18 protein-coding genes and 1 pseudogene are annotated in these 23,129 nt (G+C 41.4%); all 19 read right to left on the bottom strand.

The window, feature by feature from the left end:
• Window positions 1-7 precede the first annotated feature (7 nt).
• On the bottom strand, window positions 8-565 hold the full coding sequence (locus AAW12_RS23865; RefSeq protein WP_046676121.1) for a conjugal transfer protein TraO: 558 nt from the start codon (window positions 563-565) through the stop codon (window positions 8-10).
• 11 nt (window positions 566-576) lie between these two features.
• Window positions 577-1,461, bottom strand: coding sequence for a conjugative transposon protein TraN (traN, locus tag AAW12_RS23860; RefSeq protein WP_084823310.1), 885 nt, complete (start codon window positions 1,459-1,461; stop codon window positions 577-579).
• A gap of 25 nt (window positions 1,462-1,486) precedes the next feature.
• On the bottom strand, window positions 1,487-2,821 hold the full coding sequence (gene traM, locus AAW12_RS23855) for a conjugative transposon protein TraM (protein WP_046676120.1): 1,335 nt from the start codon (window positions 2,819-2,821) through the stop codon (window positions 1,487-1,489).
• Window positions 2,802-3,083 carry a nitrogen regulatory IIA protein gene (locus tag AAW12_RS23850; RefSeq protein WP_046676119.1) on the bottom strand — a complete coding sequence of 94 codons (282 nt, stop codon included), beginning with the start codon at window positions 3,081-3,083 and terminating at the stop codon, window positions 2,802-2,804. Before AAW12_RS23850 ends, traM begins: the two co-directional genes overlap by 20 nt.
• A 71-nt stretch (window positions 3,084-3,154) precedes the next feature.
• Window positions 3,155-3,778, bottom strand: coding sequence for a conjugative transposon protein TraK (gene traK, locus AAW12_RS23845; RefSeq protein ID WP_046676118.1), 624 nt, complete (start codon window positions 3,776-3,778; stop codon window positions 3,155-3,157).
• Window positions 3,779-3,780: 2 nt separating this feature from the next.
• Window positions 3,781-4,800 carry a conjugative transposon protein TraJ gene (gene traJ / locus AAW12_RS23840; protein WP_046676117.1) on the bottom strand — a complete coding sequence of 340 codons (1,020 nt, stop codon included), beginning with the start codon at window positions 4,798-4,800 and terminating at the stop codon, window positions 3,781-3,783.
• Between the two features lie 16 nt (window positions 4,801-4,816).
• Window positions 4,817-5,449: a DUF4141 domain-containing protein gene (locus AAW12_RS23835; protein ID WP_046676116.1), complete on the bottom strand. Its 633-nt coding sequence runs from the start codon at window positions 5,447-5,449 to the stop codon at window positions 4,817-4,819.
• Window positions 5,450-5,487: 38 nt separating this feature from the next.
• Window positions 5,488-8,064, bottom strand: a pseudogene (locus AAW12_RS23830) (TraG family conjugative transposon ATPase).
• A gap of 52 nt (window positions 8,065-8,116) precedes the next feature.
• Window positions 8,117-8,431, bottom strand: a complete 315-nt coding sequence (locus AAW12_RS23825) for a DUF4133 domain-containing protein (protein WP_046676115.1) — start codon at window positions 8,429-8,431, stop codon at window positions 8,117-8,119.
• A gap of 7 nt (window positions 8,432-8,438) precedes the next feature.
• On the bottom strand, window positions 8,439-8,747 hold the full coding sequence (locus AAW12_RS23820; RefSeq protein WP_046676114.1) for a DUF4134 domain-containing protein: 309 nt from the start codon (window positions 8,745-8,747) through the stop codon (window positions 8,439-8,441).
• 412 nt (window positions 8,748-9,159) lie between these two features.
• On the bottom strand, window positions 9,160-9,540 hold the full coding sequence (locus AAW12_RS23815; protein ID WP_046676113.1) for a hypothetical protein: 381 nt from the start codon (window positions 9,538-9,540) through the stop codon (window positions 9,160-9,162).
• A gap of 404 nt (window positions 9,541-9,944) precedes the next feature.
• Window positions 9,945-10,433 (bottom strand): hypothetical protein, encoded by a 489-nt coding sequence (locus tag AAW12_RS23810; protein WP_046676112.1) that lies wholly within the window; start codon window positions 10,431-10,433, stop codon window positions 9,945-9,947.
• Window positions 10,434-10,452: 19 nt separating this feature from the next.
• Window positions 10,453-14,478, bottom strand: coding sequence for an RHS repeat domain-containing protein (locus AAW12_RS23805; RefSeq protein ID WP_084823309.1), 4,026 nt, complete (start codon window positions 14,476-14,478; stop codon window positions 10,453-10,455).
• A gap of 14 nt (window positions 14,479-14,492) precedes the next feature.
• Window positions 14,493-19,646 (bottom strand): chitobiase/beta-hexosaminidase C-terminal domain-containing protein, encoded by a 5,154-nt coding sequence (locus AAW12_RS23800; protein WP_156167755.1) that lies wholly within the window; start codon window positions 19,644-19,646, stop codon window positions 14,493-14,495.
• A gap of 12 nt (window positions 19,647-19,658) precedes the next feature.
• Window positions 19,659-20,237, bottom strand: a complete 579-nt coding sequence (locus AAW12_RS23795) for a hypothetical protein (protein WP_156167754.1) — start codon at window positions 20,235-20,237, stop codon at window positions 19,659-19,661.
• 6 nt (window positions 20,238-20,243) lie between these two features.
• A complete protein-coding gene (locus AAW12_RS23790; protein WP_046676108.1) occupies window positions 20,244-20,771 on the bottom strand; it encodes an OmpH family outer membrane protein in 528 nt (175 codons plus the stop codon).
• A 331-nt stretch (window positions 20,772-21,102) separates the two neighbouring features.
• Window positions 21,103-22,182 (bottom strand): tail fiber protein, encoded by a 1,080-nt coding sequence (locus tag AAW12_RS25880; protein ID WP_053003965.1) that lies wholly within the window; start codon window positions 22,180-22,182, stop codon window positions 21,103-21,105.
• A gap of 150 nt (window positions 22,183-22,332) precedes the next feature.
• Complete coding sequence (locus tag AAW12_RS23780) at window positions 22,333-22,677, bottom strand: hypothetical protein (RefSeq protein WP_156167753.1); 345 nt, start codon at window positions 22,675-22,677, stop codon at window positions 22,333-22,335.
• Complete coding sequence (locus tag AAW12_RS23775; RefSeq protein WP_046676106.1) at window positions 22,662-23,066, bottom strand: hypothetical protein; 405 nt, start codon at window positions 23,064-23,066, stop codon at window positions 22,662-22,664. The genes AAW12_RS23780 and AAW12_RS23775 overlap by 16 nt, the downstream gene beginning before the upstream one ends.
• Window positions 23,067-23,129 lie beyond the last annotated feature (63 nt).

The following is a 23,129-nucleotide window of genomic DNA, read 5'->3' as shown; positions in this document are numbered from 1 at the left end:
CTGATTTTCAAAAGTTAAAACGTAAACCAACCCCAGTGGAAGGTCTGAACCGCTGCAGATCAGTACCCCATAGAACCCGGATTCTCCCCTGCAGCATAAAAACAATCCGATCTGAAAGGTATGTCTCCAAGGAAATCCTTCCGCCGCTCCCAAAAACAAATCCATCTCTGTTATTCAGGACTCCGCCATCCATAAGAACACTATCTCCCCTGTTTACTGATTCATAACCCGCAACTCCTGTTATAGCGCCATTTAAGGTGATAAACTTTCTTGCATCCGAAAGTAGTTTTAAACTATAACCAGCCTCTCCCAAAAAATTTTCCAAAGGGATTTCACCGTTTTTATAATCGGCAGTTCTTTTTTGGTACTCCGCTCCCCAGATCCAATAATTACCATATTTTGCAAAGCTGTTCAGGGTCAGATTTATAAAGAAATTTTTTCCTACTTTTTCTGTATTTAAAAGACCCGTATTTAATTCCAATGATTTCTGTTTGTAGACCATTCTCTGTGCATATAAATTGATGTTGACTATGGTCAATACCAAAAAGATGATGTATTTTTTCATGAGCAGCTACTTTAATGGTTAACCTTGATGTTCATTTCAGAAACGGGCTTCGCTGCCACCAGGTCTGAATTTTCAATTTCCAGGATCTGGTTCCTCGCGCCGTTCCTTTCAAATACCTCTATCCGCAGTACCTGCTCGTCACTAATTGTAAATTGATCAAGCAGAATAACGTTGCCCGCAGTTGAATTGTCCATAATAACTTCAAGTCCCGGATACTGCCTTAACGGAACAAGCTGCTTTTCCTGAGAAACCGTTCTTTTTGCGACCTGTTTGTCTACAATTTTATACGTGTAGAAATCCACCATGAAAGGTACATTGGACCTATTCTTTATTTCCAGATGGAAATAAAACTTTCCATTATGCACATAGATTCCTCGAAGTACCGACTGAATTCCATAAGATCTGGCAGCAATATGCCGCACATATCTTTTGTTCTGCTGATATATTGTTTTTAAAACAGCCTCTGTTAAAGATGGCGGATTAAACCCAAGCTCCTCAAACTGTACATTTCTTGCTTCTTCACGATCAGCATCATTTTTCATCTTCTGAAGATCATAACTTAAAGTATGGGGATCAGCATTATAGATCACATTAAAGCTGTAGAATTGCCCGTCCTCCGTAATCACACTAAAGTTGGTTTCTTCAGCAAAATCCTTCACGGCTGCCTTTACACGCAATACATTCGCTGCATCCTCCGCTTTCCCTGCGATCAGGTAGCTGGACCCCAGATCCGTATATCTTATGGCCACCGGAAAAATAAGGTGGCATGTTTTGTTATAGGTTACTTCTAACCTATAGGGCTCAACCCTTCCCGCATCTAAGGACTGCTGGCCGAAGGTCCTGAAAAACAGCCCCACGAAAAGAAGTATCACCAATAAATTCTTAATTGTTATCATCGTATAAACTCTTTGTTTTATTAAATTATTTTTTTGTTACCAGTAGCACAGGAAGGCCGGATCTTACGGTTACCTTGACGGCTCTAAGTTTCTTGGAAAAGTATCCGGAAACTCCCTGCAGGAGTCCTCTACTCACATCGCTGGCAACCTGTTGTCCTGCGGAACGTGACATCGAAATATTCATTCCGGAGCTTTGGCTCATGTTGGCCGCTATTTCGCCAGCAGCATTGATTTCATCGGATCTTGGCACAAGTAAACCAAGCTGACCGTCGGTACCATAAACAAGGATCTCTACCGGAATAATATTTCCGGATACCTCCACAGTGCTTACCTTTAACAGCAACCGGCTTCCCTGAAATTTGGACTCGGCGATCAGTTCCGTGCCTTTTGGAACATGATATCCAGCAATACTGGCATTTTCGGATAACCGGAGCTTTAATGATCCATCACCAGATAAGGTTTTTGTTTCCATGACGGTTGCACGTATAGTGTTCCGCACCATAGTGCTCTGACCAATTTGTCCAGGTGTAATAAAACCGAGGTTTCGCTGGCTTGCACCATTTAAAAACAGCGATTCATCCTCTTCCCTATAGAGCGTAGAAACGACACTCTTTTTTACGCCCTTCATACTTTCGGTTTTCTCCTGTTTGCCTCCGGCCGCGTCTATCTCACGCGATGTTGAATCTGTAGACGGACTTACATGGATAGCGGGATTAGCCGAAACTGTATTTCCTGCTGGTAGATACCGGGAAGCCATTTCATAGGACTTCTCCATAAGGGCCAGCTGATCATTTAAGGAGGGTGTCTGCGGAACATTCTTTTCCGAAAGGCGATCTTTGAGTTCATCAACCTGTTTTCGGAGCGCCAACTTTTCACTGTCATCATCGCGGTAAAAGGAACCGAGGGCTTGCTGTGCATTCTGATAACTGCTTAAAGAACTATTATGCGCACCGCTCATTCCATAACCTGTTGAGTTGTCCACGGGGACCTTCGCCACCGGCACCTCCCCGTTAACGGAACTATCCGCGCTATTCCAGTAATCCGATAGTGACATCAGGGAATTGCGCTTCGCTGCTTCCCTTTCGTCCATCATCTCCTTTTCGTATGCCTTTTGTTTATCGGCTTGCAATCCTTTATCACTTGCCTCAGGAACGGCATTCTTTAACCCCTTATCTTTATTCTCCTCACCTACACCTTTTGGTTTAAATATCAAGTAAAGGCAGGCGATAAAAACAATAGCCATTAATCCAAAAATGACAGGCTTTTTAAATCCTTCCTTTTTAGCAGAATTACTTTCTGAACCTTCCCTCGGATCATCATCCACGATAAGGCTAATCTGCTTATTCTCTTTCTCTTCCATTTCGGTAATTTTTAGCGTTATCGATCGAATCGCTGACCGTTGATCCATGATGAATGGATGCCGGTAATTCGATGTGGCTTATTTTGATATTATCACCTCTACCCAGGTCATAAAAGACCTTTACAAGTACACCTACTCCCATCAGAAGATAAAATGCAAATAGAAATAGTACATATCTGATCTGCGTCCTGACAGGTAAATTCCGCCACCGCAGGTCGAGCTTCTCAAGCTCATTATCGATTGTTGTTCTTATATTTTTCATTTTTAAAAATTTTGATCTAGGTCCTTCTTTAATATGGGAAGGACTTAAGTTTCTAATCTATTTTCCTAAATCTATCGCTCAATGACCTCCTCATCCTTATTGGAAAGGACCGAAAACTTTAAAATCTGGAAACCCTGTGGATTACTATCTGATCGTACACTATTGAGGAGATTGCAGCTTGTGACAAGGCTCCTTTTTGTCAGGTTACTTGACCTGATGATAAATTGTTTGGAGTAGGTCGTAACGGAATAAGGGTATGTATTGAAATCGCATACAACACTGTCCACTTCAATGCGCTGCTGAACGTTGCCCGAGATTATTCTGTTATAATATCCCTTCTCCGAAAGGTCCCGATAATAATCAAACGCACTTTTATCCGCCAGGTCAAATGCGCGCTTCATATTGCTTTCAATGGCTGACTTATCAGGCGCCAGTGTAAAGAATAGTTCATGAAACCTCCTGACATGTTCGCGCGCTTCGACCGGTCGATTGATTGATGCATCCTGGGAAAGTGCTAACATCAGTGATTTTCCATTATCGAGCACATAAATCTTTTCCCGTTGCAATGCAGCAAATGAATAAGACTTCCAAACAGCAAACCCTGCTACGCTCAGACATAAAACCGCAAAAACAATGGCATAGAGTCTGATCTGCTTAAAGCTATTTTCAATGTTTCTCAGTGTTCTGAATTCCATAATCAACTGCTTTTTTGTCCACTACTTTTATTATCAAGTAACTCACCGCCAATATTGCCCACGGCTGCACCGGCCACTGCTGCACCAACATTTCCGGTGCGCATTGCTGTCTGGCTAACATTACGCGTGAAGTTACCTGCACCTCCTGCCTGGATAATCCAGCTGGTCACCGTAGGAATAGTAAAATATCCCACAATTCCGATGATCATAAATATCAGGTAAACACTATTTTCTGGATCGGGTACAAAGGAAGGATCACTGAGTAATTCTATATCCCGCTGAACGCTCATCGCATTGATTTTTGCCAGCATCGCGCTAAAAAGATCGGCTACGGGAAGCCATAGATAAACACTGATATACCTGCTGAGCCACTGCGTCAGTGTACTCTGAAATCCGTCCCATACGGATATGGCAAACGCAATAGGTCCGAGAATCGATAAAACGATCAGGAAAAATGTGCGGATCGTATCGACCACGAGCGCTGCTGCCTGGAAAAGTAGTTCTAAAATTTCCCTTATCTGTTTCTTGATTTCCTGCTTAAGTTCATAAACTGCCTGATCGCGGTACATACTCACCATTGTTCCAATATCTTCGAAGGACCAACCCAGATCATCCAGTTTTTTATCGAACTCCTCATCCGAAACCAGATAGGCAGTAGCAGGATTTCTGAGCATGGCTTCTTTTTCAAGTACATCCTTTTGCTGCTGCAAGGTGTTGAGATCCAAAACCTGTCCTTCAAGCATGGAATGCGTTCCTTTAACAATTGGGCTGAGTACGCCATTAATAGTACCTAGGACAATCGTGGGAAAGAACATGATACAAAGACCTAGTGCAAACGGTCTTAACAGCGGAAAAACATCTATCGGCTCGGCCCTGCTTAACGCTTGCCAAACTTTGAGCGCAACATAAAATAACGCTCCCAATCCGGCAACCCCTTTTGCCACCACTGCCATCGTTTCTGAAAGAGGCATCATCTCATCGTAGAGACCTCTTAGGATCTCATGTAAATTAGTAAATTCCATCAGTCTGAGAATTTGGTTACCAATATTTTTGATTAGCAGATCCGTAAAGATCCATGACGCGTTTGGTATCGTTTTGCTTTCTTGCCCGAAGGATACTAACGGAAATGTTCTTATTGGTGTAATATTTTACAAGACTGTGGTATTCCTTTACCTCCTTATAAACCCGGTCAATGATCTCCATGCGCTCCTTGTCATTAAGGGAAAGGGTACTTGAAGAAACGATCTGCTTTAGTTCTTTGAGCAGTTCGGTGCTCTCCTTCAGCAGTGCGGAATATCCGTTCCCGATAGCAACCAGTTCCGAAGCCGAAAAATTCTTATCATTTAGCATTTTCCCGAAATTGTTGACGTACAGATTGCTTACATCCCCGACTAGCAGTACAGTCTGTTGAACTTTCCGTGCATCTTTGACCAGATTGTTGACGGCTTTCAGTTTGTCATAATACTGTTTTCCCTGTTCGTACACTTTTTTGACTTCATTGAAGTTCTTGACCACATTACTTACTGTACTGGAAGTCTGTACGATCTCATTTGCGGAATTCAGAATTCCGGAAGCCAGGTTGGTGGGATCTGTAACGACCCATTGCCCTTTTACACTTTGTGATAGGGTAATCATCATTACCATAAACACGGTCATTAATAAATTTTTCATTTTCTAAATTTTTTGGATTATTTAAATTTTTTGATTATTTAAATTTTTGAATTGTCTGCGGATGGTAATCCTTTGATTTTCCGAAGCGAAATCTTCTTGATGGCTGCTTCCACATCACCTCCCATTTCATGGGCCAAGTCCATCACTTCCATTTTTTCGGATTCCTCTGTGGTATAGGCCAAGTATTCCTGCTGGCTGACTTCTGTGGCGTAGACTGCGGAGTGTGTTCCTCCAAGACCGATCCATACCTCCTTATATTTTCTTGACGGATCATTATCCTGATTGATTGAAAGTATCTGTGATTTCTCCCGTTCGGTCAGTCCGAGCATTTTTTGGATGTCGTCAAATTTGTTGGCGTATTTCCGCTGGTCGAGTAAGATCTTGCAGTCACTATTATTGATGATCGTTTCCTTTACGATCGGAGATTGTATTATATCGTCCACCTCCTGTGTGACTACAATTGCTTCACCGAAAAACTTTCTTACTGTCTTAAAAAGATACTTTATATATTCTGCCATGCCTTCTTTCGCGATGGCCTTCCACGCCTCCTCAATTAGTATCATTTTTCTGATGCCTTTTAGTCTGCGCATCTTATTGATAAATACCTCCATTATGATAATCGTTACCACTGGAAACAGGATTTTGTGGTCTTTTATGGCATCAATTTCAAATACGATAAATCGTTTGTTCAGAAGATCAAGCTCCTTATCGGAATTAAGTAAATAGTCATACTCTCCGCCTCTATAATATGGCTCAAGCACATTTAAAAAGTTAGCCAGGTCAAAATCTTTTTCCCGTACTTCCTTCGCTTGTAGCACCTTTTTGTAATCGCTTTTCACGTATTCATAGAAGCCATTGAAGCAAGGGGTTTCGCTATTATTTTTGATCCTTTCAATATATCCTGCTACCGCATTAGATAACGCAACTTCTTCACTCCGCCTTGGTGCTTCATCATCACGCTTCCATAGTGTCAGGATCAACGTCTTTATACTTTCTCGCTTTTCAATATCAAACACGTTATCATCCGTAAAGAAGGGATTGAATGAGATCGGGTTGTCTTCAGTATAAGTAAAGTAAACCCCATCCCTCCCTTTAGTCTTACCTTTGATCAGTTCGCAAAGACCTTGGTAGGAATTACCAGTATCCACTAATAGTACATGAGTTCCTTGCTCATAATACTGTCTCACCATGTGATTGGTGAAGAATGATTTTCCACTTCCATTTTTTTTGGTGGGCTGGCGGGCTACTCAGTTAAGAATAGCCCGCCAACCCCCAGATGGCCCTAAAATAAAACGGTTTCTATTCGTGATAATCCCCTTTTTCATGGGCAGGTCACTGAGGTCTAAGTGTACCGGTTTCCCAGTCAACCGATCTGCCAGTTTAATCCCAAAAGGAGATAACGAATCCTGATAGTTGGTTTCCTGCGTAAAAAAGCACAACGCTGGTTCTATGAATGTGTAAAAAGATTCTTCCGATGGAAAATCACCCGCATTGCCTGGAATACCCGCCCAAAACAAAGTAGCCGCATCTACCGTATTATGTCGGGGCTTACATTCCATCAGCGCAAGCGCACTTCCCACATCATTTTTAAGATTTCGCAGCTCCTCACGGTCTTCGCTCCATGCAAACACATTATAATGTGCCCTGATCGAAGGCGAACCGTGCGAGTGTGCTTCATTTAGATACCTTTCTATCCATTCCTTATTGATCTGGTTTGCCCGGCTATAACGTGCCAGTGAATGCATATTCCTGGCCGATTTTTCAAACTTTTTTAGGTTATCGGCACTGCTATCAATAAATAAGTATTGATTGTAGATATGATCACAACTCAGCAGCAGTCCAACAGGACTTGCAAAAGACAGCAGGCAATCACTTCGGTCTGTTGAAAGGCGGTCATAACGGTTACAATCAGAAACAGTGCCCGGTAGATCATCGGTGCTGGATAAAGTATGAAGAACCATTCTTTTACTCCCAATTCTAAGTTCCTCTGCGCCTAACGCCATATCCTGCAGAACAGGGTTTTCATCACGGGACAACGTAAAATATTGTTCGAGAATTCCGATCTTTCCCTCACCGCCCAATATTTCAGCTTCATTAAGTTGATCCATAGTAATATGACCACTGTCGTTAATGATCCTTTGGAACTGGCTCACGGATTCCAGAAAACGTCTCATCCCTTCCTTGTCTCTTATCTCCTTTGGAACTAGATTGCCCTTGCACAGACTGCTGAAATTGCTCTGCGATTGCATCCGAGCCTTGGTCGTTTTTGTGAGAAAAACATAACAGTAATGGTTTAAAAAGGGCCGCTCATTAAAGTGAAGCTGGAAAGACCGTGACAAAAAGCTATGTTCGCTTTTTTGCAGATCCGGCTGGTATTGCTCCTTTAGGTACCAGTCCTGTTTGTGAACAATGCTATAATCAGGCAAGGTCTTTATTGCTTTACTCCAAGAGGAATGAATAGCTTCGTACACGTCCGTTCCCACAGTAAAAATTTCCGGGAGTTTTACCTGGAAACAAACTGTAAGATCTCCCTCCTTGGAAATGATACAATCATTCTCAATAGCAAGGAGCGGAAACCTACTTTCTAATGTTGTGGTTTTAGAAGTATTTCTCATAATAAAATTATAGATTTTGGTATTAAAAATTCTGATGATTTTTACCGAAGGATTACTTGTTGCTCAGGTATGATTGCACAGGTTTTCGGGAAATAATGTACTTGGGATGCTTGCCCTTTGCACCCAACTTCATCAGCCCATGTTCACCGTACTTGTTATTGAGGCTGAAAGTTTTCCAAACAATTAGCGTTGCAGAAGTGCACCCTACAGTAAGACAGATATACACATTGAAATCGGCCATGTAAAGGACCAAGACCAGGATCAGAACTACCAATAAACCTCCGGCAAATCCAAATAGGTACTGTGCTTTTAATCCTTTAAACTCCACCGTGCTTCCAATTCCCTTATTTATATTCCAGGTTTTCATAAGAACGTTAAAGGAAAAATGAGCGCAGGATAGTGGCGGCAACAATTAAAAATATACAGGCCCCAAACCAGCTCGCAGCTGTCTTTGATGTATCAGGATCACCGGAGCTGAACTTGTTATATACCTTCACACCTCCTATCAACCCGACGACAGCACCGATCGCGTAAATCAGTTTCGTCGCAGGATCAAAATAGCTGGTTACCATTTGTGTTGCCTCCTGGATACCAGCAGCACCGTTTCCTTGTCCAAATGCTTCATTGCTGAGAAGCGAAATAAAGAGTACCCCCAGCAAAATTTTTTGTCTTGATTTTTCCATTTTTCATTACATTTTAAGTTTGAAACACCCGTCTATACGGGCTTGGAAACAAAGGTGTTGTAGGTTAGGACGGATTTGGGGGTACGTGGTACGGGAAGTACTAAGTTTGCCGTTATTATCCTAATCGGAGTTCGGATAAACACAAAAAAAAACGCCAGACTCTCAAGTCTGGCGGTTAGAATTTAACTTACTATATTTTCCGGCCCTTCTTTTTTGTTTGATTCACGTTCTGTACTTTACCTACTTGCTTGACGGGTTGCTTCAGTCTATTTTCCGATATCAGTTCATCGATGCCCGATTTATTCCAGGGAACCAACTCCTTCTTAAATTCAAGTCGTTGGCTATTTCTGTATCGTCCTGTAATGGGTTTACACTTACCTAAACTACGTATTTTTACCTTACTAGGACAATCTCAATTTTTCTGAAAACTCCTTTTCAAGTTTGCTTTTTTCACCTCGGACGTTTCGTCTAATTCTGGGTTAAATTCTTTCTTTTCTATATGAATTAGAAAATTTCGATCAATTTTCATAGATGGATATCTCCCCAAATAATAAGGAAAATAAGAAGGCCATATCCAAGTACCATCTGTATAATAAGAATCAGGCGCGATTAGTCCCTTGGTCTCAACATCAACAAAATATCCCATCCATGCCAGTAATAATATTCCATTATCCAAATATTTTATAATCTTTCCAACATCAGAATAAGGCTTCACCTCTTTGCGAGCAAGCTCATTAAGCCTAACTGCTTCCTTAATATCATTATATTCTTTTATAAATCCAACTAAGTTCATTTTATTTACTTATTGTGTTAAAAAATGCTCTATTACCAATTCTATCGGTAATCAGAAAGATCTTGACCTGTTTCTTTTTTTAAAAAATCGCATTCCAAAAGGAACATGTCGCAGCTGTGATAGCAACAGCTAAAAAAATTGCGATTATAATCATGTAACATGATCACGCGCGATAAAGAATAGTTATCTCGAAGAATAATTGCCGATCAAGAAAAATTCAGACCGAAAAGATTAAAGTAGGTTGAGATTCACAAACTAAATCTTACTCATGAAGAATTTGAAGGGCTTATACAGCGTTATATATCTCACATTTAAAGGGATGTTCTACAGAATGGATTTACACCTCATATTAGGCCCTTACTTGTCGAACTTATTACCTCATAGCGGCGGCCTCAATAATTTGGTCAAAATCCTAATATATCATAAACTAACTCATTATTTAAGTTGACTAATAAAACAGAACATAATTTTTTATCTCGATCGATCCCTAGTATGCAGTTTTTAGCAATAGGATAAGTATGAAAAGGTTTTTCTCCCCAAAAAAAACATAAAGATTTATTGGAACGCAATATTTGAATAGGTTCTGAAATCTCCAATTCGTTTTCATCCTCGATACAGCATTCGTAAAATTCATCTCTACCAATCCAATTATCATTATCGAATTTAACAGTATCTGGTTGTATAGCCACAATTGTTATTTCGTACAATTTTCTTGTTTCCCTATTAAATCTGAACTCAATAAAATTTTCTCCATACAAATTCCTAGCATACAGAGTGTTAGGTAAAATCGTGCTACGTGACAATTTCAACGTTACCGGAATTGGACTTGATGAACTGTAAGAAATAAATTCACTAAAAGGTTCTGAAGTAATACTTTTAAAATATAATTTCATTATTTTATCTTAAATTGTTTTATCTAAAATGGATAACCGCAGGTAGTTCACCGACAGCTCTTGGTGGTCCGAACATTATCTCATTACCACCTGAATGGAACATTTTTCGATATTGAAGAGGCCCCCGAGACAACACATCGTCAATTGCCGAATGTAAAGCTTTTTGGTATATTTGACCTAATAATCCTAAATAGTCCGGACCCAATTTAGCTCCATTTGCCGCCAGCTCTTCAAGATGTTTCATTGCATGTGGCGATACAAAAACACTCGTACCATTGCTAGTATACGTATATAATCGAGGAATACCAAAACTACCTAACATTTCACCGGTATTAGTCACCGTATTAGCTGCAAATGAATGGACATTCTGAACATTTTTGACGACCTTAACTTCCTCAACCGTATTAATGACATTTTCTATGACCTCAACACCTTTTGAAAATCCTACCCAGCTTCTCATGTATCCGGCTTGACCTCCTCCCATAGATACCATTGTACCGTATCCAGTATATAAAGGTTTTAGAGTCTGACGAATATGATCCCTGCTTGACTGAGTAACATACGCAAAAGTACGGCTCATCTGTGTCGTAATGTCGCTCTGTCTTTGGGCCCAAGCGCTAGCATCGGTCTGGAAGTTTTTTAAAGACTTTACGAAATTGGAGTTATATATCGATTTCCTAAAATTTACAACAACCTCGTTTAACTGTACACTCCATGCTGGTTTCTCAGGATCGCCATCACTCCATCCTCCAGTTGGATCGAACATACTGATGGGATTGTTACCCATACCAACATAAGCCGATATATATTGACTCATCGGGTCAACTGTGAGCCAACGCCCTACTGCTGCATCATAATTCCTTAATTCGAAACTATTCCAGCCGGTCTCCTTGTCCTTCTCAGCATATTGTCCTTGATAGCCATATCTGCTGTCTATACCACTCGAGCGGACTTCCATCCCATATGGATAGTAGTCTGCATTATACAACACATCAACAAAGCCACTTGGTAACTTATTCCTGCCAATTATTGCGCGTGTATTGCCGAGGTGGTCCGTCAGCGTATAGCTATAACTTGATCCCGGTCGGTTCAACATCCCTAATCTATCAGCTCCATAAACCGGTTGTTCCAAAAGCTGTAAGCTACCACCATTCTTACTTTCAAAGACCGCCATCAATGAACCTCGAGTATCATAACTATACCAGGTCACCGAATTGGTACGGTGATCCTTCTTCATGATCCGCTTGCCACCTTCGTCATAAGTAAAACTAAGTATTATTGTCGATTTCGCAGCATCGCTATAGATTGTAGTCACCTTGCCCGAAACATCATAGTCCAGATACATCCCCGTTGTACCTTTGACCTGTGAGGCCAGCTGCCCCTGAGCATCATACGTGTAAGTAGCATAGCCCGTCACAGAATTTAATCTATTAGTCCCGGCCTGATAATTATACGTAAAGTCATTTATAACATTACCAGCTCCATTACTCCGCTGCAACCTGAGCAGGTTACCATGACTGTCATAACTGATACCTTTTTCCTGATTAGCATTTGCTGTAGCTGTAAATACCTTGGTTCCATAGTTAGGTATTCCCCACGTATTGGCCAATAACTGTCCTTTGGAATCATAAGTATAAAGGTTCATTGCTGCAGGATCCACTATTGTATTTGATGCGCTCACCTGCGTCTGCGAACCGATTCCATTTACAAGTCCGCTAAATGTCCCCGGGGCAGATGTATGTTGAATCCCATTGATGTTTGTCCCAGTACGCAAATAGTCATTGGCATAATATTCCATATTCTGGCTGAAAACATCCTTCCCAAAACCGTTGCCTACACCGTCTTTGCCTGGATCATTTGCCCCGTTGAGACCAACATTCGCATTGTTAATGCTCTTGAGCTTCCCGTCCACCGTGTACACATAATCAATTCCCTGCAGCTTATCGCCATACTCCACTCGTTTAACTCCCCCAGTGAGCGAATAGATATACCGGGCATGCAATACTTTGCTGGAGTTAGCATCTTCTGTGTTTGTATATACGGTTTTCAGCTTACCATTCAGGTCATATTCATAATAATGCACAAACGTCTCGGCAACAATATTCTTCTGATAGACTGACTTTGTCAAACGACCAAATTCGTCATAGCTGTAGTCCATGGTTTTGTTTCCCAGACCGGTTACATTGGTGACTGTCCATAGCATGTTGCCATCTCCATCATAGTTATACCAACTACGGCTTATAAGTTTGGTCGCATCTTTCACATTATCCGTAAGCTGGCTATATTTAGCGGTATAGCTTACGGCCCCGCCCAAGAAATAAGTATCCTGTACATATCCCGACAAGCCATGCGACGCATTGGCGATATCATACTGGATTTCACTGACATTGTGCTGCGTACCGGTAACCGAGGGAAGCCCCTGTGCATCCAGCATCGCCTGGGTGATATTCTCAAACTTGATCCCAGTACTACTTGGCAGATATTCGCCTGACTCTATCGCCCTGCCATATGTATCGTAATTGGTATAGCTGTAACTTCCTTTCTGTTTCTGGAGAGCACTCTGCGAAAAACGGATCTTACTTTGCGTATTATACTTGATTTCAGAACGGCCCTGGTCAGGATCTGTACTTGCAGCTAGCAGTCCCTGTGCATTGTACTCAAAAATTTTAACAAAGGGAACGCTTGCTAGAGTCGCATAATTGGCAAGCCCTCCGTTGACCAGCTTTTTTACTCCCTCGGGCGGAATGGTTGCCAAAAGGCGACCTAGCTGGTCATAGAAGTTCATTGTTATCGTGCCAAGCCCTAAGTTGTACGTTACTGTTTGTGCCCCATAAGTAGTCCGCAGCTCATAAAGACCTTTATCCAATGTAAGCTGGTTTGGAATATTGGGTATGACCTGGTTTCGTACATAATCCACCAAACTGGAGGTACTTCCATTAAAGGAAACAGATTGCGCAGCTAGCACCGGAAAATATGCATTCTTACCATTTGCCGCCACATTAATCGACTTGCTGATCATCAGTTCTGTGCCTGCGAGAGCAGAAAGCACCAGACGACCGTCAACAGCAATCGAAACGCCAACATTACGGTCCGCATCCAGGTTAACTGACATCACGCGCTGTGCGGAATCCATAACTACACGACTGCCCACCTGTGCATCTGTAAAGTATTTGGTACGGATGCTCTCATAGAGTTCCAACTCTTTTGTAACCGGCACTGTAAATGAAGCTACTTCCCGATCCTTCCCCATTCGGAGTTCATTTCCCACATTTGCAGAACGGCTAAAGATTCCACTGCCATTTGAAGCTTCGTCGCTCATTGTATACGGATGGGTTGTCACATCCTGATAGGGCTCCCAAACATTAGCAGTGCTGTAATACCAACCAAGCGTACCAGCTGCTGTGCCACCAGCAGCATCCGAAGTCTGCGTTTTATCTTTTATTTCCGAGGAACCATTCACATACCTGCCGAAATTTCGGAATGTGTATGCCTCGCCTGAATTAGCAGTGAAAAAATCACTCTTATAGGAAAACGATCCATTATTAATCGGCGCAGTAAGTGTCGTTCCCACAATCTTGCCCTCTGCAGAATACAGAGGCTGACTAGCCATTACGTGACCTAGCTCTAAATTCTTGCTCTGCTGTTGCAACACCCGGCCGAGATCATCATAGAAAACTTTGCTCTCTGCAACCACTTGGCCACTGGCATTAAAACTCCGGTTAAGGATCCAGTTCATGTCTGTATTGGCCTGGGGGCTATTCGGCGGAAGGGGAATTTTAAAATATGAATCAACCTGCAATACTGCTGTCGAACCTGACATCAGGTGAACCCCGTTTTTCAGCGTGATCGACTGACCACTCCTGGCCGTCAGACTCTGGCCTGCGGATAGCACATAGCTCGTCTGGCCCGTAGCCGGGAGGACTATCGGATCAGGTGTAATGATCTGCGTCTGCCCCTGTACATCGGCCAAAAACATGCATACAGATAAAATATAGCATAAGAATGCTTTAAAAACTGGCCGGCTTGTTTGACTTTCTCTATTCATGACACTGGCTTTTATTAGTTTGGCAATCCGTTAAAACTCCTTGTACTCTGGTTCAGCTGCGTCTCGGAGACCTTGTATGGTGCCCGCCCAAACTGTTCACGGTAGGTCGCGACCAATTGTCCCATCACATTGTATTCATAACGCGTAAAAAGGTTGTTACGGTCCAGCATATAGGTAAGTTCCCCAGTAGCCGTATCATACACGGAGGCTGAACTGACTCCGTTCTTTGGCTGAAAACGGAAATCGTCGACATACGTCGTAGTTGTACCATCATTTTTAGCAAAGACCTTCACCGTTGTTCCACCGCTCAATGTGATGTCAAAATTCACCAGTGTCCAATCACCTGAAGTTTTTGTGCTTACGGTCGATGGGGCTGAAATCACCTTATCAACTCCGTCAAGCTGGTAGTACAATTTAACGTTGTTTAGTGCTCCCTTATAAACCCAAACACTTGCCGTATAGGTGCGTGCAGCGGTGAGCTCGGATACAGGAACACTGTACTCAAAGCCAAACTGATTCGCCGTAAGCTGTAAGCTCTGTTTTCCTGTATGGAAAGCTGAGGTAGAAACTGTTCCTGTTCCCTTCTTCACTTCCAGTTTCTTCGTATTGCTGATGTTCTCATCTTCGGCACTACTAAAGGCCATTTCGCCATATTTCGCAAATGTCCCACTCAAAACAGGTTTCGCATTGTTATAACCGTAACGCGTGCTCACCTCATTGCCTTTAAAATCTTTGGTGCTGAGAATATGGCTATAAGGATCCATTAGGACAACTTCACTGTTTTTCTTCCATGCTGCATTTGCTCCAGTGGGATTGCTGCCAGGGAAAGCCACAAAATTACCCACAGCGGTCATCCCGTTAGTCGCGACTCCCGATGGCATCCATACGTAACCTGCAGTCTGGCGCCAGACATTACCATTGGCTGAAGCATTACTGTTCTGAACAATGCGGTTCCCATTTTCATCCAGAATAGAGGCCCCGTTACTCCAGATATTATAATTTGCCGAGACCAGATATTCAGGAGTACCAGCTGCATTCAGCCGATATACATTACTTGACGAAATTTGTGTGAGCATGTTCTTCCGGTTATCAGTAAGCTGGCTAGGACCCATTTCTACAAAATCACGATATGCTGGAGTACTTACGCTCAAAAAGTTGTTACCATAGGAATCTGTGCTAATGGATTCTGTAATTGCTCCACTGAAGAAATCAAAGGCATTAACTTTTGATGAAGTTTTCGTATTATGGATATAATCATACTCCACAGTTCCAATATTGACCAATGGATAATCCTCCCGCGCAGTCATCGTACCAAAGGTTACCCAGTCATTGTAGGAATTATTATATACGTTTTTCACTTCCGAAAAACGTTCTGTAAGCAATCCCTGATATCCGAATTTTTGAAGTCTCACTTTATAGTCTGTGAAGAAATCGCCCGCTATACCTTCATGGAGATACTGCTTTACCATGCGTTTCATCAACTTACCGTTTCCATCATAATGACTTACTGATTTAGGGGCTCCCAAGAGGGAAATAAATTTTCTCATCACCAGATTTCTTGTAGAATAAGAGCTACCAGAAGATTCCGATGGGGTAGCTTCTAAAAAGCTTATTTTCAGATCTGAAAAGGAAAAAAACTCGGAAATAGTCCTTTGAGAAGACAAATTTTTCGATTTGTCAGGATACTCTATCTCCGAAGTAGTTGACACTCGCGAATACATCACGCCTGGTCCTGGCAATTCACCGGCATATCGAACTGATTCGTCAATGTCTGGATTTAATTGTTTGGTATACAGGTCTGAAAAGTATTTGTCCAACGAATAGGAAAATTTAAATCTTTCTAGAGCCAGCGGTTCATATATGACACTTCCGGAAGAAATATAGCTTGTTTCCCCTCCATAAGAATACATGTTATTGTTTTTTATCCCGTCTAAGCTGGTTAGCGTGATCGACTTCACACGGACACCGGCGCCCCCATACTTATTCGTATTCAGTGCTGAAGCTGAAAAATTTACCCCATTCACATTCGTATTGTCATAGCGTCCATCTCCAATATTAAGAATATTTCTGATCTGGTATTCATCCAGTTTAATAGTAATATAGTCGCTCTGGACATCCATGATCTCTACCGGGGTACCCCCATATAGGTCGAAACCTTGTCTATAGCTCGTTCCAGGAGGCCCATCCTGTATCAAATATGACCTAAAAAAATAGGCATTATACTTGGTGCCTACCTCGAAAAAATGTCGGCAGTGATCGGTTATATTTCCAAAACTCACTTTACATAAATTCGTTGCGATAACCTCCATTGAAGTGAACCAAATGGACCTATCAGATGCGTAGACTGTCTTGGAAAAATCGTGCGCCTCATATCCAACATCTACTACAGCTCCCGTTGTTGTTTTTATTCTCCTCAAAGACCATACATCAACCGACTTTGCTGAAATGCGATTAGGAATCCGATTGATATTTTTCTCACTTGAAGCAAAATGGTCGGACTTAAACATTCCCCAATAATCATACTTATCTTTCAGGAACGGAGGATTTTTTGTTCTTCTTATATTTTTCGCCCCAAGGCTACCTACGACTGCACCTTTAATGACATAATCGAAACTCGCCCCAATTTGGGTAACTTTCTCAATATATCCACAATAAATTGGCACTGTTTCATCTGTCTCAATTAGATCCCCCTCTTCAAATTGAACATTTGCCCCAGTGATTGTTCCGTTATTAATAGTGCCGCTTCCTTTTTTTTGATCCGCCAACGGTAGATCATAGCCAAATTCGGTTGCAGGTAAGTAGCTTATACCACCTTTGCCCCTGACCTTCATCGTTTTCAGTGTAAGTTTGCCCAGTTTGCTACCTGGACTGGCAAAATTAAAGCTCGTAGTACTTCCTTTTGCCAAAGAGTAATCATAATTTAAATCAATAACTCTTAGTGACTTGGACTCCAGAGAAGTCCGTCCATAAGTATTTACATCATTCAGGTCAAATACATTATTGGGAAGCTCGCACTCATTACATGCAACAGTCCTTCCAGATGACACCAAGCCGCTACCCCCGCCCAAAGATGAGCCCAAATTGGAATATGTACCATTTTTAAGGATATATATATGGCTTAGACGCAAACTCTGGGTCGAATTTACATTGTAGACTCCCGTATTGTTATAGTCAGTGGATACACTATTCTGAGTGGACCAATTTTTGTTGAAGGATTCTATTGAAGCCGATTTACCATCTGTTCTGGCCTCCTTTTCAAAAAAAGCCGTATGTGTGCGGGTCTTAATGGAATTCAAGTAGTATACTTCCTTTTTACCCATTGATACAGTTTTGAACTGTTCGTCAAAATTCTCCGTAAATCCTTCAGTCGGTGTCCGCCAGACGAATTCATCGTTCCACTTTCCATATTCAAAACTTACCCAATAGCCATAATCAGCCTCATCCAGCACACCGGCGGTTCCCCTGTCGACATAGTCGGGGCCTGTAATGGCTGTCAGGTGCCAGGTGTAAGCATAACCGGCAGACTTTGTCTGTCTATTAAAACGCAATCCCGAAGTTTGATTTTTGTTTTCCTGATAGATCTCCTCACCGTAATTATATGCAGGAAGGTTATAGTGATAGGTCATGCCGTTTTCATTGGTAATAGCAAATCCTGCTATTCCGGCATAATCCCTTCCCTGTACAATTGGCCCGGCATGCTTGGTCCGGTTGAGCCCCAAAGCAACCGGCGTAATGAATTTACTTTTTCCCGATATGGAATTAATAGTGCCCGTTGGACCTGTCTGAAAATAGGTGATACTCTTAGAACCTACTAAATTTTGATTAGTGGGCTGATATTTTTGTACGCCATATAAACTTGTCGTTGGGATACTTGAAAAAGGTGGTGCACTAAATTTAATAGCTGATGAATTGGGACTAAAAGCAGCATAATCCTGTAACAGTGAATTAGAAAAATCGCCGACGAAGCGGAATCCAAGACCGGTTAAATTGGGCTGGAAGTTCCCATACTGTACCGTCTCACGTCTGGAAGTTGCACTTTCACGTTCGATAACGTTTTGTTTGGTCACACCTCCCTGAAACATGTAGGGGCGTATCGCACCTCCTATACCTTGCCCGGTTACCGTATAGCTATCAAAAGCTGGAAAGGCTCCTCCTTGCTCCTTTTCCGGATTCATTCCATCCAATATGGAACGCTGAGGTAAATGATAACTGTCATTGACAACATCACTTGCCATTGGGAGGTCAATATCTTGATTGGCATTTAAAACGCCATAAATTTTGCTTGTTTCAGTCTCGTCTGTCCAATATCGTGTCCTGGTATTTGAATATCTTAATAAAACAAGGTTTAATGTTGAACTGCTGGTTTCTGTACGGACCACACCTTCATTACTATTGGTCAGACTACCACTATAGCCGACGGCTGAAAATGAAAAACCTCCATTTGATGCCAAAGACGCTCCCAGTATACCATAAGGAGCTGACACTGATATTCCAATGCCATTGGTTTCTCCCACAGAACCGGATAAACTAAGCGAACTATTTCCAAGCTGGTCAAAACCGACCCCTACTCCTCCGGAAAGTGTCAATCCACTGCTAAATGGATTTGAACCAATCCCTACACTGACACTAAAAGGTGAATATGAGCCACCAACACCAAATGTGTAACCTACATTCCAACCATAGCCGACCCCACGATAGGTATCCGATGCTTTAACAAGTCCCAAGTTTACTGATCCATAATTGGCAAGCGGTATAGTGACACCTACAGAAGTTACATTGGTAACTCCTCCAGCCCAATAGTCCCGTCGGCTAGCCTGGGTATTCGCCCAATCATCCGGAAAACCATTTACTTGCCGTGTGATCGAGCCTGGATTTAGGGTCCAACCTAGACCTACCCAACTACTTTCCTGTTCCGGATTGATCCCCGCATGATAGGACAGTGAAAGAGGATAACTTCCCTCCGGCCCCGGAACTTCCAGCAGGGGCAGACTATAGACAAAATCACCGGTAACCGGATTGACCATCGTCGAGGTGTCAACGGGCTCAAAGCTTGAGGCATCTGGCGACGAAGGTCCTGAGGTCAACGCCAACGCTGTAAGCGGGCTAAAGGTATGATAAAGTATAGTACCTAGGCATACCAGGGCAAATATCTTTCTCTTTCTTTTCATTTTGAATATTGGTTAATCAAGCTTATCTAATCCAGCACTGAGTTCGTCCAAACGATCCAGCGCCTGCTGCTCAAATGCAAAATCATAATCGGGAAGTCCTATTCCGATATCCTGAACATGTATTGTAAACACCCTTTCCGCATTTAGCTTTTCCCGATCAATTGCAAAGATCACTTCTGTCCGATTGGTCATGCCATACGTTGGCGAAAATTGAAAGTCCGCTATCTCCTCTTGTTTCCCATTAAAACGGACACTAATATAATCACCTAGCTTAAATGATAGGCGGCTGACTAAAACGGAATAAGAACTTGGATCGATTGCTGACAGCATATCCCTATCGTTAATCTGGTAGGTTAGCTTAAAGTAAAGTAATTTTCGGGCCGCGGCGCTGTCCGCTTTATTACCCATCATTACGGTAGGTACATACGATATGGACACTTTTGCCCCTTTAATTTCCCTACTGTCAGACACACCATGTTTTTTGTCCTGCATATATTTATAGAGCTCTTCTCGGTTCGTGATCTTCATCTGACAACCTAACAGGACAGACAGAATACAGATATTGAGAAATAAAATTCGAAGAAACATCATTACCTCCTATTTTTTTTTATTGAGCTCGGCAATGATCTCATCTGTAATGTCTGTACCATCCTTAGCATAGGCAATCGTACCTGCAGGATTGGCAATCAAGATCATACGATACCCCTTACGTTTACCATATTCCTTTAAAAATCCATTTATGGTATTTATCACACCTGAAAAATCTGTCTGACGCTGTTTTTCCAATTTCTCTTTTACAACCGCCTGATAACGCTGTAGATCAGCCTGCCTTTCTGAAATCAAACGCTCCTGCTTAGCACGCGAAGTAGCATCTAGCTGGCTTCCGTTTCTTTCATAATCCTTCAGGGCTCCCTGAATCTCTTGCATCAATGTATCGATATTACCTTCATATTTTTTGGCCTCATCCCCTAATTTCCTATTTACCATAGCTGCTTCCGAATATTCCTGAAAGAGCTTCGCTGTATCCACATAAACAATCTCATCTTTCTTTCCGATTAGGTTCCACACACCAAGAGCTAGTCCCAACAATACTAGCACGTACAGCAAAGAGCTATTTACTTTCATATAATTAATTTTTATTGATAAGGTATTATTCTAAAATTTTAGTTGATAAAAGGTTATGATTAGTTTTTCAATTAATCTAGTTTACTTTTGCGTGTCCATTAATGTGGACATATTATTAAACATTCTTTGCTTCGATATCCCACGCTTTTGGAACATTTCGAAGCTCTATTTTTTGATTATATATTCCCTTACAGCCAACTATCTTCACTTTGACTTTCCGGCTCCAGATTTTCCCTTTTTACAACTAAGTCATTGGTGCCAGAGGTTTCGGCCTTGATTCGCGCTTTCCAAATTCTTGCTTGCCTTTGTACTTCTGCAATTGCTCAGTCGCTTAACGTTTTAACTGCTCTTCTTTAATTTCCGACAATGCTGTCTCTGATTTTTCAAGGCGTTCAATTACCTGCTTTAACATCTTATCCTTTTCTATCAGATGTAGGGTTAGCTCTTCTATTTTCTTTAAAAGAATTTTATTCATTTCCCCCAACGAAATACCGTTTGCCTCAACTTCACTTGCCTTTGGTACTTCCGGCAAATGCCCATTTTTTTGAATAAATTTTTCGGTTTCGGTCAGCGTAGGGAGCTTATAATCTTCCTCAAAGACATAATCCGCCCAGCCCGCGATTTCGACTTTGATCTCCTGGCCTCGGATCTTACCATTGACGGCCAGATCGTAGTCTCCAGGAGTCTGTGTTTTGATGCCCACTTTCCCTGAAAAGTAAAAATCTCCTGCACCAATAGGATTGTTCAGTAGAGAACTTATTGTAGGTTCATTTCCATTGACTTCCTCTAGCCTAGGGCCATAAAAATATTGCCGGTCATTTACATTGGGGTCGTAAAAAAGATAGGCACGATGGCGTGTAGTTGTTGCTGTGGTAGAAAACTTATAATCTATGGCAGAAGCTATTTTTTTTCCCGTTATACCGTCATAAATAGCTCCTGAACTTACAGTGGAAGGATCACTTGATCCGTGAACGTACCCCACCAAGAGATACCATTTGTCTAGGTCAGGGAGATTGCCATTCCAAAAATAAGCGTTGTTATTTACTACGCCGGTTAAAGTTGTAACTGCAGCGCCACAACCAAAATAGGCCGTTCCACTTTTGGAATTTGTTTTTTTTATCCATACCGAAAAGCGATATGTTTTTTGACTATTAATCGCTATATCTGTAGAATTCCATCCACCGTCGCCTGCTTGATCCCCACTAGGTGTCCCTTTCCACAGAACAACCTGAGTTCCCAAAGGTCCTATTCCCCACTCACGCTCATTCTCGCTGACGAGACCATTTGCCGTAAGACCTGAGGTACCGCCAGTACCGGTAACCCAATCATTTAGATTTAACAAATTTTGTGCACTGCTTCCCAAAGCATAAGCTCCCATAAAAAATAAGAGCCCTAATTTCAAACTGTTCATGGTTAGGTTGTAATTAATTAACAAATTAAATACTCATAATATAACTAGGTATCAGCTAAAATATTGAAAACAGACTGTTTCCTGAAAGTAATCACATAATTAAATATAATGAAAATTTCGGAAAACTATATTCTTAACAAAATTTATTTCTTAAATATTTGGAACTTTGCTATTTGAAGAACTCTTTATTTCCAAAGATTGAATAATCGCTATACAGGCACTTGGAATAAATTTATAAAATTTGAGATTACAAAAAGGTTGATCGCAACCAATAAGTGAAATAATAGAAAATAAAAATAAAGGTATTTTAATAATACCAAAAATCGCAGTTCTTAAAGTTAAGGCGTAGTTTTTATATCTCTTTCTATTATTAGACATCCAACCCACTAACAGGCAAATTTTCTTAAATCTATAAGTATTAATTAAAATTGCTCTGAATAATCCGCTACCATGTTTTGATTGTTTTTTATCATTAACGTCTACATGCCTCTCCACATTTTTTTCCGAGATTTGGTTTGGGAAAGCATTTCTTTATTTTCCTGTCTTTTTAGAGTAAGGTCAGATAGAATCTGGCTTACAACCTCTTTTATTTTTACAGGTAACGAAACTGAACTATCCGGTTTTAACACATTTTTCTTTGTTACTTCTGAAAGCCAGTCGATATAGCTTTTAGCATCTTCTATATTAACAGGGTTCATTTCTCGGTATCCTATACCTTTTGAATCATCAAGTCCTATATAAAAGCCATAATCTGGGAAATCCAGTTTATCGTAAACAATGATGACATTCTCAATTGATTTTTGCGGAACATTATTTTTATGGCTGGCAATTAAGCATCCTTTATATTCATCAAATACATAATCAGGATCATTCTTTGATATCATAGCTATTTATTTAATAAAATTTTGGCAATTAATGTGTAGAATTAGTGTTGACTCAGGAGAGAC

Source organism: Sphingobacterium sp. Ag1 (assembly GCF_000988325.1).
Classification (GTDB): domain Bacteria; phylum Bacteroidota; class Bacteroidia; order Sphingobacteriales; family Sphingobacteriaceae; genus Sphingobacterium.
The sequence above is the reverse complement of the archived record's forward strand: the minus strand, read 5'-3'. Positions and strand labels throughout refer to the sequence as shown.